At 63.2% G+C, this 17,332-nt stretch carries 15 protein-coding genes; 2 read left to right on the top strand and 13 right to left on the bottom strand.

Annotated elements, in window-relative coordinates; translation table 11 throughout:
• Positions 1 to 5: 5 nt before the first annotated feature.
• From GNZ12_RS04510 to GNZ12_RS04555, 10 genes are all read right to left on the bottom strand, one after another.
• Positions 6 to 1,112, bottom strand: a complete 1,107-nt coding sequence (locus GNZ12_RS04510) for a branched-chain amino acid ABC transporter permease (RefSeq protein WP_235993601.1) — start codon at positions 1,110 to 1,112, stop codon at positions 6 to 8.
• A 9-nt stretch (positions 1,113 to 1,121) separates the two neighbouring features.
• Positions 1,122 to 1,988 (bottom strand): branched-chain amino acid ABC transporter permease, encoded by an 867-nt coding sequence (locus GNZ12_RS04515; RefSeq protein WP_172309218.1) that lies wholly within the window; start codon positions 1,986 to 1,988, stop codon positions 1,122 to 1,124.
• Entirely contained in the window at positions 1,985 to 2,695 is a 711-nt protein-coding gene (locus GNZ12_RS04520) for an ABC transporter ATP-binding protein (RefSeq protein ID WP_172309219.1), read from the bottom strand. The genes GNZ12_RS04515 and GNZ12_RS04520 overlap by 4 nt, the downstream gene beginning before the upstream one ends.
• A gap of 2 nt (positions 2,696 to 2,697) precedes the next feature.
• Entirely contained in the window at positions 2,698 to 3,420 is a 723-nt protein-coding gene (locus GNZ12_RS04525) for an ABC transporter ATP-binding protein (protein WP_172309220.1), read from the bottom strand.
• Between the two features lie 20 nt (positions 3,421 to 3,440).
• Positions 3,441 to 4,730 carry an ABC transporter substrate-binding protein gene (locus GNZ12_RS04530; protein WP_172309221.1) on the bottom strand — a complete coding sequence of 430 codons (1,290 nt, stop codon included), beginning with the start codon at positions 4,728 to 4,730 and terminating at the stop codon, positions 3,441 to 3,443.
• Positions 4,731 to 4,770: 40 nt separating this feature from the next.
• Positions 4,771 to 5,829 (bottom strand): maleylacetate reductase, encoded by a 1,059-nt coding sequence (locus GNZ12_RS04535; RefSeq protein ID WP_172309222.1) that lies wholly within the window; start codon positions 5,827 to 5,829, stop codon positions 4,771 to 4,773.
• Positions 5,830 to 5,835: 6 nt separating this feature from the next.
• On the bottom strand, positions 5,836 to 7,299 hold the full coding sequence (locus tag GNZ12_RS04540; RefSeq protein WP_172309223.1) for an aldehyde dehydrogenase family protein: 1,464 nt from the start codon (positions 7,297 to 7,299) through the stop codon (positions 5,836 to 5,838).
• 96 nt (positions 7,300 to 7,395) lie between these two features.
• Positions 7,396 to 8,391: a hydroxyquinol 1,2-dioxygenase gene (locus tag GNZ12_RS04545; RefSeq protein WP_172309224.1), complete on the bottom strand. Its 996-nt coding sequence runs from the start codon at positions 8,389 to 8,391 to the stop codon at positions 7,396 to 7,398.
• 37 nt (positions 8,392 to 8,428) lie between these two features.
• Positions 8,429 to 8,920, bottom strand: coding sequence for a cupin domain-containing protein (locus GNZ12_RS04550; protein WP_172309225.1), 492 nt, complete (start codon positions 8,918 to 8,920; stop codon positions 8,429 to 8,431).
• A 172-nt stretch (positions 8,921 to 9,092) separates the two neighbouring features.
• Complete coding sequence (locus GNZ12_RS04555; protein ID WP_172309226.1) at positions 9,093 to 10,058, bottom strand: LysR family transcriptional regulator; 966 nt, start codon at positions 10,056 to 10,058, stop codon at positions 9,093 to 9,095.
• A 244-nt stretch (positions 10,059 to 10,302) separates the two neighbouring features.
• Here GNZ12_RS04555 and GNZ12_RS04560 point away from each other — a divergent pair, with 244 nt between their 5' ends.
• Entirely contained in the window at positions 10,303 to 11,097 is a 795-nt protein-coding gene (locus GNZ12_RS04560) for an AraC family transcriptional regulator (protein ID WP_172309227.1), read from the top strand.
• On the opposite strand, the gene GNZ12_RS04565 is transcribed toward GNZ12_RS04560, so the two are convergent.
• Positions 11,094 to 12,404: an Nramp family divalent metal transporter gene (locus GNZ12_RS04565; RefSeq protein ID WP_172309228.1), complete on the bottom strand. Its 1,311-nt coding sequence runs from the start codon at positions 12,402 to 12,404 to the stop codon at positions 11,094 to 11,096. The two genes, GNZ12_RS04560 and GNZ12_RS04565, sit on opposite strands and share 4 nt — an antisense overlap.
• Before the next feature lie 246 nt (positions 12,405 to 12,650).
• Here GNZ12_RS04565 and GNZ12_RS04570 point away from each other — a divergent pair, with 246 nt between their 5' ends.
• A complete protein-coding gene (locus GNZ12_RS04570; protein ID WP_235993602.1) occupies positions 12,651 to 13,724 on the top strand; it encodes a helix-turn-helix domain-containing protein in 1,074 nt (357 codons plus the stop codon).
• On the opposite strand, the gene GNZ12_RS04575 is transcribed toward GNZ12_RS04570, so the two are convergent.
• On the bottom strand, positions 13,725 to 15,185 hold the full coding sequence (locus GNZ12_RS04575) for an MFS transporter (protein ID WP_172309230.1): 1,461 nt from the start codon (positions 15,183 to 15,185) through the stop codon (positions 13,725 to 13,727).
• A gap of 136 nt (positions 15,186 to 15,321) precedes the next feature.
• Positions 15,322 to 17,289, bottom strand: a complete 1,968-nt coding sequence (locus tag GNZ12_RS04580; protein WP_172309231.1) for an aconitase family protein — start codon at positions 17,287 to 17,289, stop codon at positions 15,322 to 15,324.
• Positions 17,290 to 17,332: the final 43 nt, after the last annotated feature.

Below are 17,332 nucleotides of genomic sequence, written 5' to 3' on the forward strand. Positions count from 1 at the left end.
CGGCCTCATGCGCGGTGGGGAGCCGACGGCGCATCGACGGAATCGGTCGATGCATCGTGCGGTGAATCTGGCTGTGAATCTGGCTTTGAAGCGCCGGCGTCGGCAAACACGACGCGCCGCCCCACCGGGAACAATTGCAGGCCGTAGCGGCGTGACACGAAGCCCCACAGCCCTTGCGGAAAGAACATCGTCACAACGATCGCCAGCGCGCCGAGTCCGATCAGATACCAGGTGCCGAAGTCGGAGAGGAACTGGTTCAGCAGGAAGAAGATCAGCGCACCAACAATCGGTCCTTCGAGCGTGCCGAGACCGCCGATCATCACGATAAAAATACCGAATGCGGTCCAGTTCACCGAGAAGGCCGCGTCCGGCGAAATACGCAGGTTGCCGACGAAATACAGGCCACCGGCCAACGCCGTGCCGCACGCGGACACCAGGTAGACGAGCAACCGCGCACGCTTCACGTCGACGCCCTGGCTGCTGGCCGCCACCGCGTTGTCGCGCATCGCGGTCAAGGCGAGACCGGCTTTGGAGCGCAGGAACAGATACAACAAGCCGATCGCCGCTGCGACAATAGCCAAAGCAAGCCATAACGTCAGCGATTCACGCAGCGCACGCGGCACGTCCTGCAGCGCGGTGAGGCTGGTGCCGGAGCCGCCGCCGAGCACCGACACGTTTGCGACCGTCAGCCGGAACACTTCCGCGATCACCCATGTGCCGATGGCGAAGTAGCCGCCTTCCAGCCGGAACGCCACCAGCGATAAGGGAATCGCCACGATTGTCGCGATCATCGCCGCGATCGGCACCGCAACGAACGGCGAGAGTCCGCAATAGTTCGCGAGAATCAGCATCCCGTAGCCGCCGATCCCGAAGAACGCCTGCTGGCCGATCGACACCATCCCGCCATAGCCCGCCAGCAGATTCCACATCAACGCGAACACCAGGTACGACGCGAGTTGCACGAAGTCGCGCATCGCATCGCGCCCGGCCCACCATGGCGCGCTCGCCACCGCCAGCGCGAGGATCAGCAGCACGATCACCGCCACGCGGCTCGCACGGGTCGCGCGCCGCACTTCGAAGCCCCCTGCGGGCCGGTTCATATGCATCGTCATGTCGAGCCTCTATGCGGTTTTGGGCAGCAAGCCCTGCGGCCGGGCCACCAGCACGCCAAGAAACACCACGTGGCCGAGCCAGATACCCCAGCCGGGATCGAAGTAAAAACCCACCTGTTGCGCAATCCCGAGCGCCATGCCGCCGACGAAGGTGCCCCAGAACGAGCCCATTCCGCCGATGATTACCGCTTCGAACGCGTACAGCAGCAAGGCCGGGCCATCGGTCGGCGACACCGCGGTGCGCATCGAATACAGCGCGGCGGCGACCGCGATCAGCACGAACGCGATGCCCATCGCAAGCGCATAGGTACGGCGGTACGAGACGCCCATCAGTTGCACGATCTCGCGGTCGTCGGAGGTGGCGCGAAACGCGCGGCCAAGCGGCGTGCGGCCGAACAGCCACTGCATGGCGAAGGCGAGCGCAACGGTCGCCACCAGCGTGACGAGCGGCAGATAGCCCAACGTCACGCCGCCCGCGAGCGTGATGCTCTGCGACTCGAAACTGCCCGTTGCGACCGAACGCGGATCGGCGGAGAACACCTGTTGCAGCACGTTCTGGATCACGATCGACAAGCCGAACGTGACGATCAGCGACGGCAAGGGATCCCGGCTGCTGACCCGGTTGAGAATCGCGTATTGCACCGCATAGCCCGTGCCGAATGCGATCACGAGCAGCAGCACCAGCGAGACGGCGAGCGGCACATGCGCGTAGTTCGTCAAGGCGAACAGCACGAACGCCAGCAACACAATGAAGTCGCCGTGCGCGGTGTTGGTGAGCCGCATCACGCCGAACACCAGCGACTGGCCCATCGCGAAGAGCCCATACAGGGCGCCCAACAGCACGCCCTGCACGACGATATTGATGAATGTGTTCATGCGACCGCTCCAAAATAGGCTTGCGTGATCGCTTCGTCCGACACTTCAGCCGAGACACCCGCCAGCGACACGCGCCCTTCCTGGAAGCAATAGAAACGCGACGACACGCGGCGCGCCAGTTGCACGTCCTGCTCGACGACGATCGCGCTCATGCCGTCCGCGACAATCTCGGGCAACGCCGCATAGATCTCGCGCACGATCACTGGCGCCAGGCCGAGCGAAAGTTCGTCGCACATCAGCAGATCGGGGTTGCTCATCAGCGCGCGGCCAATCGCCACCATCTGCTGCTGGCCGCCGGACAACGCAGTCGCCGCGTGATGACGCCGCTCCCGCAGCGCCGGAAACAGCGCATAGACGCTTTGCAGATTCCAGCGTCCCGGCCGTTTGCAGAATGCGCCGAGCAGCAGGTTTTCTTCGACGGTCAAGCTCGCGAACAGACGCCGCCCTTCCGGCACCAGTGCAATGCCCTTGCCGACGATGCTCGCTGCAGCCGCGCCGCCGATCGGCTCGCCGCGATAGAGGATCTGCCCGGCGGCACGCGGGCGCAGCAGGCCCGCCACCGATTTCAGGAAGGTCGACTTGCCCGCGCCGTTCGAGCCGATCAGCGCGATCACCTCGCCGGGTGCGACCGACACATCGATGCCGAACAGCGCCTGGAAGTCGCCGTAAAACGCGCTGAGCGCGTGTGTCTCCAGTAATGCCGACATGGTTATGCCTCCAGTCCGAGGTACACGCGCCGCACTTCCGGGTCGTCCATCACGGCGGCGGGCAGGCCCTCAGCGAGCCGTTTACCGAAGTTGATGACGAGCAGCTGGTCGGCCACCGCGAGCAGCGCGTGCACGACGTGTTCGATCCACACGATCGTCACGCCACGCTCCTTGACGCGTCGAATCTCGTCGACGAGTTCGTGTGTTTCAGGTTCGGTCAGGCCGCCGGCGATCTCGTCGAGCAGCAGCAGTTTCGGCTGCGTGGCCAACGCGCGCGCGAGTTCGAGGCGCTTGCGGTCCAGCAGCCCCAGCGTGCCGGCCAACTGGTTGGCGCGCGCTTTGAGACCGGTGCGTTCGAGCACATCGATGCAGACGTCGTATGCGGCGTGCTCGGCCAGTTCACCGCCGAAGGTCGCGCCTACCAGCAGGTTCTCGAATACCGTCATGCCACCGAACGGGCGCGGCACCTGATACGAGCGGCCGATTCCCGCCGCGCAGCGGCGATGCGGCGGCAAGTGGTTCACATCCGCGCCGTCGAATTCGACGCTGCCCTGATCGGGCCGCACGTCGCCGCTGACGAGGTTGAACAGCGTGGTTTTGCCGGCGCCGTTCGGGCCGAGGATGCCGTAAGTTTCGCCGCGCTCGACCGCGAAGCTGATGTCGTCGGTCACCTGCAGCGCGCCATAACGCTTCGACACGCTGGTGAGTCTAAGAACTGGGTTCATCACCGCTCTCCGCTAGTCATTCACGCGATCAGCTTGAGCGGGCCGGACAGCGGCACGCTCGGCGCGAGCTGGTTATTCACGATGGCCAGATCGAAGCGATGCTTCTGTCCTTTCACCCATTGCCCACCTACGAGCGGTGTTTTCGCAACGTTCTTCACCGGCCCGCTGCCCCACGCAACATGGCCGACCAGCGTATCGAGCTTCGTCGATGCCACGGCGTCGCGGATCGCTTCATTCGAATCGACATCTTTCGCGCGCTTTAGCGAGTCGACGGCAATTTCAAACAGCGCATGCGCGAAGCCGATCGGCTGCGTCCATTGCTTCGACGTGACGCGCTCGTAGTCGTCCGCAACTTGCCGCGCGCTTTGTCCCGTCAACGACGACTTGAACGGATGCGACGGCGACCACCACACCTCGGTGGAGAGTCCGTCGCCGAGATCGCCGAGCGCTTCGATCGAAGTGGGAAACAGCAGCGCCTTGCCGATCGAAATAACTTTGGGCTTCAGGCCTTGCTGACGTGCCTGAACGAGGAAGTTCTTCGCGTCGGGCGGAATCACGACGCCGGTGACGATCTGCGCGTTCGCCTGCTTGAACGACGAAATCTGCGCGGAGAAGTCCTGCGTCATGCTCTGGAAACGACCCGGGTCCTTCAGCGTGAAACCCTTTTGGGCGAGCACGGGCGGAAAGCCGAGTTTTGCGTCGCCCCATGCGTTGCCGTCGCCATCATTCGGGAACAGTCCGCCAACACTGTGATTGGTCTGCACCGATTGCCACATGCCGGTGAAGACGGCGATCACGTCCTCCAGTCCCCAGAAGAAGTGATAGGTGAAGCGGAAACCCTTCTTCGGGTCGCCCTTTCTGCCGAAGAACCACGGCTGCCACGGCACCACCGTCGACACGCAAGGCATCTCGTTCAACTCGCACGCATCGCTGACCGGATTCGCGGTCTCGGGCGTGCCGGAGACGAGCATGATGTCGACCTTGTCCTTCAGGATCAGATCGTTGGCGACTTCGCCGGCGCGATTCGGGTTCGACTGGCTGTCCTTGACGACGATCGACACCGGGTACGTTTTGCCGCCGATCACGATGCCGTTTTTCAGCGCCGTCTGCATCTGTTGGATGGTGAAGCGGTCGGCTTCGCCGAACGGCGCGAGCGGGCCGGTTTGCGGCGATACGTAGCCGATTTTCAGCGTGCGCGGGCCGCTTGCGAAGACGAGCGGCGAGAATGCCGAGGTTGACGCGGCGAGCGCGCCGCCTGCGGCAAGTGTGACGAAGCGGCGGCGCTTCGCATCGAAGGAATGGCTGTCCATGGTTGTCTCCTGAATTTTTTGTATGAGTGGGGCGTTTGCGCTAATCCGGCCGTCTGCCTTCGAAAGCAGCTTCCAGCAGCGCACGTAGCGGCGTTCGCTCGACCGGCCGCGGATTCCAGTACGGGTTCTTCAACGCGAGATCGAGCGCGACGTCGAGATCGGTTGCGCTCACACCAATGTCTTTCAGTGCGGTGGGCGCGCCGTGATCACGTGCAAGATCGAACACGCCCTGGGCGGCATCGTCGGCGTGCAATGCGCGAGCGATGCGCTTCATCGCATCGGGTGCGGCTTCGCGGTTATAGGCAAGCACATGCGGCAACACGATCGCGTGCGTCTCCGCGTGCGGCAGATTGAACGTGCCGCCAAGCGTGTGACACAGCTTGTGATGCAACGCCATGCCGACGCTGCCGAGTACCGCGCCGCAGAGCCAGGCGCCGTAGAGGCAGTCGCCACGTGCAGCGAGATCGCCGGGCTGTTGCATGACGCGAGGCAGCCCCTGACCGAGCGCACGGATGCCCTCTTCCGCCATCAGCGCGATGATCGGATTCGTGTCCTGCGCGTAGAGCCCCTCGGCCGCGTGTGCGATCGCATTGATGCCGCTCGTGAGCGACAACGCGGGAGGCAGCGACGTGGTCAACGACGGGTCGTAAATCACCGTCTTCGGCAGCACGCGCAGATCGCGACCGGTCTTCTTCACGCCATCCTCGGTGAGGCCGTAAATCGGCGTCATTTCGGAGCCCGCATAGGTGGTCGGAATCGCGATGATCGGCAGCGAAGTTTCGAGAGCGATCGCCTTGCCGAGACCCGTTGTCGAACCGCCGCCTAGTGCGATCGCGCAATCGGCACCGACCTGACTCGCAAAGTCACGCGCCGCGCGAGCGGTTTCGACCGGCACGTGCATCACGGCTTCGGCGTAGACGCCCGCCGCCCGCGACCCGAGGCTTGCCGCAAGCGCTTCGGCCTGCGCACGCTGTTGCGGCGTGGACAGTACGATTGCCCGCGTGGCGCCGAGCAAACCGATCTCACGATCGAGTTGATCGAGACTGCCCGCGCCGAAAATCACACGTGACGGCAGGCCGTTATAGATGAACGGTTCCATGGCGAGTCAGCGCGGGTAGTAAGGCGGAATCTGCGCATCCACGTTGACCCAGACCGACTTGGGCTGCGTGTACTCGCGCATCGCTTCAAAACCCATCTCGCGGCCATAGCCGCTCGCGCCGACACCGCCGAACGGTGAAGCTGGGCTCACGCGCTTGTAGCAGTTGATCCACACCATGCCGGCGCGAATCTCGCGAGCCACCAGGTGTGCGCGCTGCAGGTCGCGCGTCCAGAGACCCGCGCCGAGACCGTACTCGGTGCCGTTGGCGATCGCGAGCGCCTCTTCATCGGTGCGGAATGTCGTGACCGTCATGAACGGGCCGAACACCTCTTCCTGCGACACCCGATGCTCCGGTTTCGCTTCGACAATGGTCGGCTCGACGTAGCAGCCGTTCGCCAGCGCGGCATCGTCCGGCGCTTTGCCGCCTGCCAGCACACGGCCACCCTGCTCACGCGCAACGTCGACAAACGAGAGGACGCGGTCGCGGTGCTGACGCGAGGTGAGCGGCCCCATTTCGGTGAGTGGATCGAGCGGATTGCCGATCCGGATCGTGCGACTCAAAGCGGTGAACTTTTCGAGCACTTCATCGGCGATCGATTCATGCACGATCATCCGCGAGCCGGCGATGCACGCCTGCCCCTGGTTATGGAAAATCGCGAACGCGGAGCCTTGCACAACCGCGTCGATATTCGCGTCGCCGAACACAATGTTCGCGCCCTTGCCGCCGAGTTCGAGCTGCACCTTCTTCAGATTGCCGCTTGACGCCTGCACGATCTTGCGGCCCACGGCCGTCGAACCCGTGAAGGCGACCTTGCTGATCTCCGGATGCTCGGCAATGTACTGGCCAGCCACATGACCCAGGCCCGGCAGAATATTGACGACACCTTCCGGGAAACCCACTTCGGCCATCAGTTCCGCAATGGCGAGACTCGACAGCGGTGTGAGTTCGGCGGGCTTCATGATCACGCAGTTGCCTGCGGCGAGCGCGGGGGCCATCTTCCAGCTCGTGAACATCAGCGGAAAATTCCACGGCACCACCTGCCCGACGATGCCGACCGGCTCGCGTGTCATGTAGTTCAGAAACCCCTGTTCGACCGGAATCACCGAACCTTCGAACTTGTCGGCCATGCCGCCGAAGTAGCGAAACGTCGCCGCGGTGCGCGGCACATCGAGATTGCGTGTGTCGCGAATCGGGTGGCCGGTATCGAGCGATTCGAGGCGCGCCAGCGCATCGGCGTTCGCTTCGATTGCATCGGCGAGTTTGAGCAGCAAGCGCCCCCGCTCCATCGCGGCGAGATTGCTCCACTTCGGAAACGCCGCTTTCGCCGCCGCCACGGCGCGGTCGACATCGGCGGGTCCGGCCATGGCGACTTCGGCGATCACCGAGTTGTCGTGCGGATTGAGGGAGGCGAGCGTTTCGCCGTTTGCAGCCGGCACGAAGCGGCCGCCGATGAAGAGTTGCGTTTGCATGTCAGTCCCGCGCAAGTAAAACTTTGGACGTGACATTCCCCGCGGCGCCAGCGGTCTGGCGCCGTTCGATCGACGATCGGAGGGAATGTCTGGGGGTTAGATCTGGATCGGGTACGGCGGCAGTTCACCGCTTTCGTAGCGCTTCGGCAGATCGGGCGTGGCGTTCTCCCACACCAGCAGCATCGAACGCTTCTGCGAGTAGCCCTTGTGACGGATATCGGCCGGCATCGCGGCGATATCGCCCGCGTTCATCGTGATGCGGGCACGCGGCTCGCCGCTGTCCTTGTCGCCGACGTCCCAGATGATCTGGTCGGACAGTTGCAGGAACCACTCGACGCGGTCGTTGCCATGGAACACCGGCAGCACGAACTCTTCGGTGGTCGGACAGAACAGACTTTGCTGGCACACGGAGGTGACCGACGGATTCCACGTCACGTCCGAGCGCGACAGGTACTTGAAGAGGCTGAACGCATGCAGCGTGTTCTCGAAGCCAGGCTCCGCGTGAATCTCCGGTTCGTCCTGGTCGACGTCGGCGAACTGGCGGTTGACCGGCAGGTCATCGCGCAATGGCGAGTCGCCTTCGAGGCCCGGCATGCGTTTGGTGGCAATCCGCGTGCGCTCGATCGCCGCGATGTTGTCGCCATGTTTCGTGCCGAACGCTGAGCCGGTTTCTTCGGGCGCGGCGAACGGGTCGAAGCCTTCGTTAACCCAATCCTTCAGAATCGCCTTGAAGGTCGCCATGATGAGCGGCGTGTCGAACTGCTGCATGTGATCGACGCCCGCTTCCTTGAAACTCGCGTTGTACGCGCCGGCGTACATGTCGACCTTGCCGTAGTGATTGCGCGTGCCGATCACTTCGTCAAAATTGACCCAGCCGTAGAAGAAGCCCCACGCCACATCTCGCATCATGGCGCGCAGGAAATCGTCGGCGTGCATCTGGTGTGAGCGGATCTGGCCTTTGGCGGGCCATTTGACGGTGGCGAAATAGGCGTCGCGGCTGAATTCGAAATCGCCGAGGCGGAACACGCGGTAGCCGGTGACCGTATCGGCCTCGCTCGCGGTGACGCTTTGCAGGGTGCTGGGTTTGTCCATGATGGGCTCCAAAAAAGGATCGATCGTGTAGAGGGAATCAGTGGATGCAGATGTCGGCCCACTTCTCGACCGAATAGCGTCCGAGGATCGTCTGCACGAGCACCACGCCCTTCTTCACCGCTTCGAAGCGGTAAGCCGCGCCCGCGGGCAACAGCGCCTGGTGGCCGCGGCGCAGCCGCACATAACCCATCGACTGGCCCGACGGCTGGCCTTCGAGCCGCACGCTGCCTTCGGTCTGCGCGTCGACCAGCGGGCCGTCCGACGGCTTGATGAAAAAGACGTCGATCTCGCCGTCGAGGACGACCGCGAATTCATCGTGCGACGCAGCGAACCACGGCGAGGACCCTTCCGCGCGCAGTGTCTCGATCACGTACTTGAGATTCTTGCCGACGACGATTTTCTCGTAAGGCTGTGCGCGGCTCGCGACGTCGAACACGTTCGACATTGCGTAATGCTCCGGTTTGCCCTTGATGATTTCGATGGAGCCTTTCCGAAAGTTGTCCAGGCTGCCGAACCAGGTCTGTTGCATGTCTGCCTCCAGTTAATCTGTGAATCCACGAATGCGTTGCATGGATCGAAGATTAAGTGGCGGCAGGCGCAACAGCAATGATCTGAGGGTCGGGAAACGCGAACCCTGGGTGCTGCAAAATCGCGCCAGGGAAATTACCTGGTGGAGAACCCGGACCGGCCTCCAGTGGCGCTCAGTCTTCGGCTAATTCCTCGCCGACGCTCTTGGTCTCGTCGTCCGGTGGCGTAATGCCGAGCGCCCTGTCCCACTGCGGTTCGCGCAGATAGCGGGTGCGCAGGAAGTCGACGAAAGCCTTGACCTTGGTGGTCGAGCGGTGCGAGGCGGGATAGACCGCCGACAGCCACAGCGGCGGCGCTGCGTACTCCGGCAAGACCCGTTCAAGGCGATGCTCCAGCAGATCGGCGGCGGCGACCATGGTTGGCAGATAGACGACACCCGCACCGGCCCGCGCGAACTCGAGCAACAGGTGCACGCTATTGGTTTTCAGCACCGGATTCAGTGCGATTTCGAAGCATTCGTTGCCGCGCATTAACGGCCACTTGTCGCCCCAGGGATAGTACGAGTAACGGGCGAAATCGTGCCGCAGCAGGTCGAGTGGCGTGTCGATCAGCGGCTCTTCCTTTAGATAACCGGGCGCGGCGCACAAGACGCCACGCACGGGAAACAAACGCCGCTCCACCAGCAGATTCGACGCCGGCGGATAGATCTGCAACGCCAGATCGAAGCCTTCCTGAACCGGATCGATCACCCGGTCGTTGACGGTCACGACGAACTCGACGCGCGGATACGCGGCGCGAAACTCGATCAGCGTTTGTGAAAAATGGCCCAGCGCGAAGCCGGGCAATACGTGGATATTGAGCGTCCCGGCGAGCGCCTGCGGATCGCCGCGCGAGCGGCCGGACAGATCGTGCACCTTGTTGACCAGCTCGGCGCACTCACGGTAGTACGTCTCGCCGAGTTCCGACAGGCGCACCGCCCGCGTGGACCGATGAAAGAGCGGCACGCCGAAATGGTCTTCGAGCTGCTTGACGCGCGAGGTCACCACCGATTTGGCGACGCCCAGCTGGCGCGCGGCACCGGCGAAGCTCTGCGCTTCCGCCGCCCGCACGAACGCTTCCATCGACATGAATAGGTCCATCTTGTCTCCCTCGGGCATCGTGGCCGGCAGCCTGCCTTCTCAACGGCAAGTGTAGTCTGCTTCGGGAATCTGGACGCGGAAGGGGCGACGTCGATCAGATGATGGCCAGTCAGGGCAACGGGACGACCGAAGTCTTCGCAAACGGGTGGCATTGGCGAGAAAAGCCGCGACGGTGCCCTTGCGGATCGTCGTGCAGACGCGGCCCGTCTCCGGTATAAAGGTCATATCATACGGTGTTCCGGCCATGTCCTCTCACCTCATTCGTCCCGATCTCGTAACCTCGCAGGAAGGTCCGTACCTCGCCGTGGCTGAACTGACGCAAAGCGAAGCGCGCGCGACGTCGTCACACTGCCATGCGCGCGGGCAGCTCATGGGCACGCTGAGCGGCCTCATCTCGGTCGGACTCGACAAGCAGCAGTGGGTTGTTCCTGCGAACCATGCGATCTGGATTCCGCCGCATTGTGTCCATTCCGTGCGTTCGTATGGCCCGTTCTCAGGGTGGAGCGTTTTTATCGCCGAAGAAAGGTGCGCGTCGCTACCTCGGGAGCCTCGCGCAATCAAAACGACGCCCTTGTTGCGCGAGGCCGTGCGACGCGCCGCGACCTGGCCGGATATCGAGCTCGACGAGGCGCAGACGCGCATTGCAGGCGTCATCGTTGATGAACTTGCCGCAGCGAAAGAGGAATCGCTGGGTCTGCCCCGTCCCGAAGATCCACGACTCGTCCGGATCACGGACGCGTTGGCCAGCGATCTTTCGGATCATCGCCACCTCGACCAATGGGCCGCGTGGGCCGGTGTCGCGCCACGCACGCTGAGCCGCCGTTTTGTGGCGGAGACCGGCTTGACGTTCGCGCAATGGCGTCAGCAAGCCCGCCTGCTTCGCGCGCTCGAGTTGGTCGCGGACGGCATACCCGTGACGACAATTGCGCTTGAACTCGGGTACGACAACGTCAGTGCGTTTATCGACATGTTTCGGCGAGTCATGGGGACGACGCCAGGGCGATATGTGACTGCTGGCAGAATTCCTGACCCCACTTAGGCCGCTGGCAGTCCCGGGATGTTGACGCCGAAGGTCTGAAGCAGCAGAACCAGATTAAGGACGAGGATAATCACCGTCCCGGCGATCGCGGCGATGTCCGTCAACCGGCCGTTGGCGAACTCACCCATGATGTCCTGGCGGCGAGTGAACAGAACCAGGGCCACCATCGGGATCGGCAAGGCGAAGGAAAGCACGACCTGACTGAGCACCAGCGCCTGGGTTGCATTCACCCCGAGGCCGACCACCACAAAGGCCGGGATCATGGTCACGAGGCGCCGGACCCAGATCGGAATCCGGAAGCCGACGAAGCCCTGCATGATCATCTGTCCGGCCATCGTGCCGACAACCGAGCTGGAAATACCCGAACTGATCAACGAAATGAGGAATACAGCCGCCGCGCCGGCGCCGAGCAGCGGCGTCAGGATATGGTAGGCCGTCTCAATCTCGGCGACGTCGCTGTGGCCGGCGTGGAAGGCGGCACTCGCCATCATGACCATGGCCATGTTGACGAGGCCGGCGATGGAAAGCGCAATCATGACTTCCAGGTTCGAGAATCGCAGCAGGGCACGGTGCTCGCCCGCGTCGCGTGCCGGCGCCCGGTCTTGTGTGAGGCCGGAATGCAGATAGATCGCGTGAGGCATGACGGTGGCGCCCACAATGCCCACCGAGATGGTCAGCGCTGCGCCATTCGGTATTGAAGGCAGGATCGAGTGCAGCCCGGCCTGCCCCCACGAAACCGGTGCGATGAACATCTCAATCAGATAGCACAGGGCGATCACGGCAACGAGCGCGCCGATGATGATTTCGATGGGCCGGAAGCCGCGTTTTTCAAAGACCAGGATGCCGTACGTCACCACCGCGGTCACTGCCATGCCCGCGATCAACGGCATTTTAAAAAGCAGCGCGAGGCCGATTGCCCCGCCAAGGAATTCTGCCAGGTCAGTCGCCATCGCGGCGACTTCGCTCACCCCCCACATAACGTAGACGGCTTTTTGCGGGAACTGCTCCCGGCACATTTCGGCCAGATTGCGGCCCGTGACGATGCCGAGCTTGGCAGAAAGCGCCTGAAACAGCATCGCGATCAGGTTGGCCATCAGTACGACCCACAGCAGCGTATAGCCGAACCGGGAACCCGCCTGGATATTGGTCGCGAAATTGCCCGGATCCATGTAGGCAATCGAGGCGATCACGGCGGGTCCCGCGAACAGCAGCGCCGAGCGAAGCCCCCGCCGCTCGCCGGCCAATACGCCGCGAATCGCAACAGTCGTGCGATCGGTGAGGGTACGTCGGTTGGTCAGGCTGGGCATGCACATCTCCGATACCCGTGCATTTTGCGTGATGCAAGTATCGCCAGCAAGGAAGAACCCTTAATGACGCGAGATAATGCGCGTCGCGGCATGTCCATCAGATCACGCCTTGTCTACCGCGACAATCGACATTATTCCACGCTCAGTATATAAGCGAATCAAGCATAGCTTCGTCACGGCGAAAAGAGAAACTGGCGCGCTCGCGCCACCGTGAAAACTGGACGATAACCAGCAATGAGCACTGCATTGAACGACGACCCGCTACACACCGCTATACCGCTAAGCCGCTTATGGTCGCCGCCGGAGCCGCCGGCGCTCGCACCCGGCATCGTGCACAGTCGTTTCAGCGTGCAAGGCGACGCCCGTCAAAGCTTCCTGGCCTGGCAGGAGCGCATGAGTCCGGTCTACGACATCCAGCCGCCTTCAAAGCGAGCTGACGATACGTTCGATGCATCGCTGTCTCGTTACACGATCGACAATCTGAGCTTATTCGACTTTCGCACGGCGCCCAACCTGGCCGTGCGCTCGTTGGGGCGGGTGTCGACCGAGAGCGTTCGCGACCTCACCTTCAGCGTGTACCTGGATGGGCAACCGGGGCAGTTCCTGGGCGGCAAGCCGCAACCCGACGCGCCGCACACCCCGCACGTGCCCAGTATCCTCGCGCTGGATATGGATCAGCCGTGCACAATCCGGAGTTTTCACTCCCGGATACTGCTTCTTTTTGTGCCGCGAGCCCTGGTGGAAAAGTCGTTCCCTGATGCCGCCTCGCTGCATGGCCGCTGGGTTCACGCCACCACCCCGTTGATGCGCTTACTGATCGAGCATCTGGTGGCGCTCAATCGACAAATCGTCGGGCTGGGCAAAACGGAAGCGCGTCAGTCCTTTCTCACCGCGGTCGAGCTGCTCGTCGCCGCTTTCAGCCGTCAAGCGGGCCTTTCCGGCAACGCTCGCGCGGCGGTACGTGCTGCCGTCTATGGACAGGTGCGCCGGTACGTCGAGGCCCATCTGCACGATCCGGATCTGTCGCCTGACAGCGTGCTGGCGTCGCTCCATCTTTCGCGCGCCAGCGTGTACCGCATATTTGAGCATGAAGGAGGTCTCGCCGCTTATATCCGCAACCGCAGGCTGCGAATGGCGGCCGATGAACTGGTGCGCTATCCGCACATGGAGGTACAGGACATTGCCTACGGGCTGGGTTTCAACGATGCGTCGAGCTTTACGCGTGCATTCCGTCGGGCCTTCGACGTCGCGCCCCGGGATTTGCACGCGTACGCACCGTTGCTCCAGCGCGGACATGCAAGACCGGAGCGCTTCACCTAGCTATCGGGAGATCTTCTCCAGCTCAATACCCTTGGTTCGCGGCCCCATCAAACCGATCGCGAGCATCACGATCAGCATCGCACCGGCGATGAACACGAACACGCCAGTGGTGCCGAACTGCTTCAACACCGCGGCGATCAGAAAGGCCGTGAAAATCGCCGAAAAACGGCTCCACGAATACACGAAGCCCACCGCACGCGCGCGGATGCTGGTCGGAAAGAGCTCGGTCTGATATGCATGGAAGCTGTACGAAATGATATTGCCCGCCAGCGTCAGACACACACCGAGGCTCACCAGCAATACCGCGCCGGACGCCTGGCTGAACCACAGCCCGCACACGATATTCACGGCCGCCATCACCACGATCACCGTCTTGCGCTCGAAGCGGTCGCCGATAAAGAGGCCGATCACCGGACCAATTGGCGCAGCCAGTGCAATCACGCTCGAGTACATCAGGCTCGTGGTGATCGTAATGCCCTGCTTGATCAGCAGCGTCGGCACCCAGTTCGCAAAGCCGTAGAAGCCGACCGTCTGGAAAATATTGAAGATCGTCATCATCAGCGTGCGGCGGCGGTACGGCGGCATCCACATATCGCGGAAGCTGCCGCGCGGCGCGACCGGCACCGCTGGCGCCGGCGGCGGCAGTTCACGGCCGTATTCGCTGCGCACTTTCGCCTCAAGTTCGCTCATCACCCGATCGGCTTCGGCGAGACGCCCTTGCTGCGCGAGCCAACGCGGGCTTTCCGGCAACGCGCGCCGGATCCACCAGACAAACAGCGCACCGTGCGCGCCGATCAGCACCACCCAGCGCCAACCGTCGAGCCCAAGCAGCGTGCGCGGCACCAGCAGATAAGAGAGAAACGCGACCACCGGCACCGCCGTAAAACCGACAGCTTGTTCGCAGGCGAAAGCGCGGCCACGAATCTGTTTGGGTACCAGCTCGGAGATGTACGTGCCGATCGTCACCAGCTCGACGCCGATGCCGATCCCCGCCACGAAGCGCCAGAAGTTCAACCCCGTCGCCGTTTCCTGAAAGGCCATCACGACGTTGGCCGCCGTGTACCACAGCAGCGAATACGTGAACACGGCGCGGCGGCCGAAGCGATCCGCCAGAAAGCCGCACGCGATCGTGCCGATGAACAGCCCGCTGAACAGCGCGGCGATGAAACTCGCGACACCGGTCGAGCCGAACAGGCCGTGCGTCGTCGCGGTCAGCAGGCCGCTTTTAACGAGGCCCGGCGCGACATAGCCCGAGTACAGCAGGTCGTACAGTTCGAAGAAGAAGCCGAGGCTCAGCAGCACCACCAGCTTCCAGATGGAGCGCGTGGCGGGCAGGCGATCGAGGCGCGCGGAGATGCTGCCGGCGTCGAGCGGAGAGGACGTCGCGGCAGTCGCGGTTGCGGAAGACGCCGCGCCGCCGGCGCTGCGCGCGACGGACTCGGCGTGATCGGGGGATGCCATATGGTTTGTCTCCTGGTGATACTTATCATGCTGGCGATGCACGATGATGCTCGCCGGGCCCGGTCTTGTGCCGGTCTTTCGTACTTTCGCGTCTCACGCGCACCACGATGCCGGGCCTCAAGGTCCGGCCAGCATTCTAGCCGCGTGCGCGCTTCAATTGTTCGAAGGTGGTGATTTTTCCGGCCAGCGCGCTCGCTGCAACGGTGTACGGGCTTGCCAGCCACACATTGCCCGGGCCTGAACGGCCGGGGAAATTGCGGTTGATCGCGCTGATCGTCACCTCGTTCGCATGGGCCGACTGCCCCGGTCCGCAATTCGCGCACGACCCGCAGCCGGGCATCACAAGCGTCACGCCGGCGCGCTCGAAAACCGGCAGATAGCCCTGGCGCTCGCAATACGCGCGCACCGCCATGGTGCCGAATTGCAGGAAGAGGCGCGTGCCCTCGGGCACACGCATGCCCTGCTCCACGCCCCAGCGCAATACCTCGTGATAGAAGTCGAAGTCTTCGCGTTTGCCCGCCGTACATGAGCCGCCATACGCGATATCGATCGCGACGTCCTGCTCCAGTTGCGGCGCCGGCACGCCGTTGCCCGGATCGCCTGGACGCGCGAGCATCGGTTCGATGGCGGTGGCGTCGATGCAGATCGTGTCGCGATACGTGGCACCTGGATCGCTTTTCATCCAGTTTTCAAGGGTGAAATCGACGCCGCGGCGCTCCTTCAGAAACGCCACCGTGCGTTCGTCCGGTTCCACGATGCCCGTGAAGCCGCCCAGCTCAGCGACCATGTTGGTCAGCGTCGCGCGCTCGTCGATCGACATCGCGCGTACCGCCGCGCCGCCGTATTCGAACACGAGGCCGATCGCACCGCCCGAGCGGATCGCGTCCATCTGCAACAGATGCAGCACAACGTCCTTTGCCGTTACGCCGTCGCGCAAGGTGCCGTCGATTTCGATGCGCAAGGTCTCCGGTACTTTGCAGCGCACGTAGCCTGTCACCCAGCTATTGGCGATATCCGTTGCGCCCGCACCAAATGCGAGGCAGCCAAGCGCGCCCGAATGCGGCGTGTGCGAATCGGTGCCGCACGCAACCTGCCCCGGTAACGCGTACTGCTCGGCCATCAGCGCATGACAGATGCCTTCGGAACCCGGTGAGTTGTCGAGCGCGCCATGCGAGCGCACCGGATAGTCGTGCGAAAACGACGTGTGCCCTTCCATCAGATTGGCGACACCCGGCAGCAATCCGTCGCGAACGTGCGGAATGCTTTGCGAAGCGAGCACCAGGTGATCCTGAAACGCGATGATGTGATCCGGCGCATGCAGCGGCGCGGGCTTGCCGAACGCGCGATGCATCAGATGCGCGCACATGCCGGTGAAGTAATCGTGGCTGAAGCGCCAGTCGGCAGCGATGAACACGCCGTCGCCGCGCTGTGCGCTTTCAACGCCAGGGTGAAGATGGCGCGCGATGATCTTCTCGACCAGCGTCTTCGGCTCGGTGGCGTTTGCGGCATTTGCGGCGCTCACCGTGTTTGCCGTCTCCCGCACGCGCGGCGCGGGCCAGTCCGCAAACTTGCTGTACGCAAGCAACCCGCCGCTGCGAATGATCTGCTGGGTGAGCGCATCGCGCCCCTTGAGAAACTCGTCGATCGGCACGGCCTCTCCCGCGACCAAACGATCGAGCACGGAGAAATCCGTGGTCGTGAGGATGCCGATGTTGTCGCAATTCTGCTGATAGATACGCTCGAAACTTTCGGCGACGATCAAACGAATGCCCGCCGACAACTCCGCCAACGGGCTCGATTCGCGCGAAGAGCCCTTGCCGTAGCGCTTGCCCGCCACGGTCACCTGGAAGCCGCCGTCCTTGACCGCATCGCGGCCGATCGGCATGCGCTCGCCCGCCTTGAAGCCGACATAGGGATACTGGCCGAGGCGCTCGTCATAAGTCAGCATGACGGTGACCGGTGTGATCTCGTCGGTGGAGACGTTATCGCGCAGCGCACCCGCGGTGGCGCGCGTGAAATTTTCACCGGCGAGTTGGGCCTCGATCACCGCGGGGTCCTGGGACAGGTACAGCACGCGGCCGTCCAGACGAATCGTATCGCTCATGTTCAATCTCCTTGCGCTCACTATACGGCGCGCGTTGGCGATG

Source organism: Paraburkholderia solitsugae (genome assembly GCF_013177695.1).
Lineage (GTDB): Bacteria > Pseudomonadota > Gammaproteobacteria > Burkholderiales > Burkholderiaceae > Paraburkholderia > Paraburkholderia solitsugae.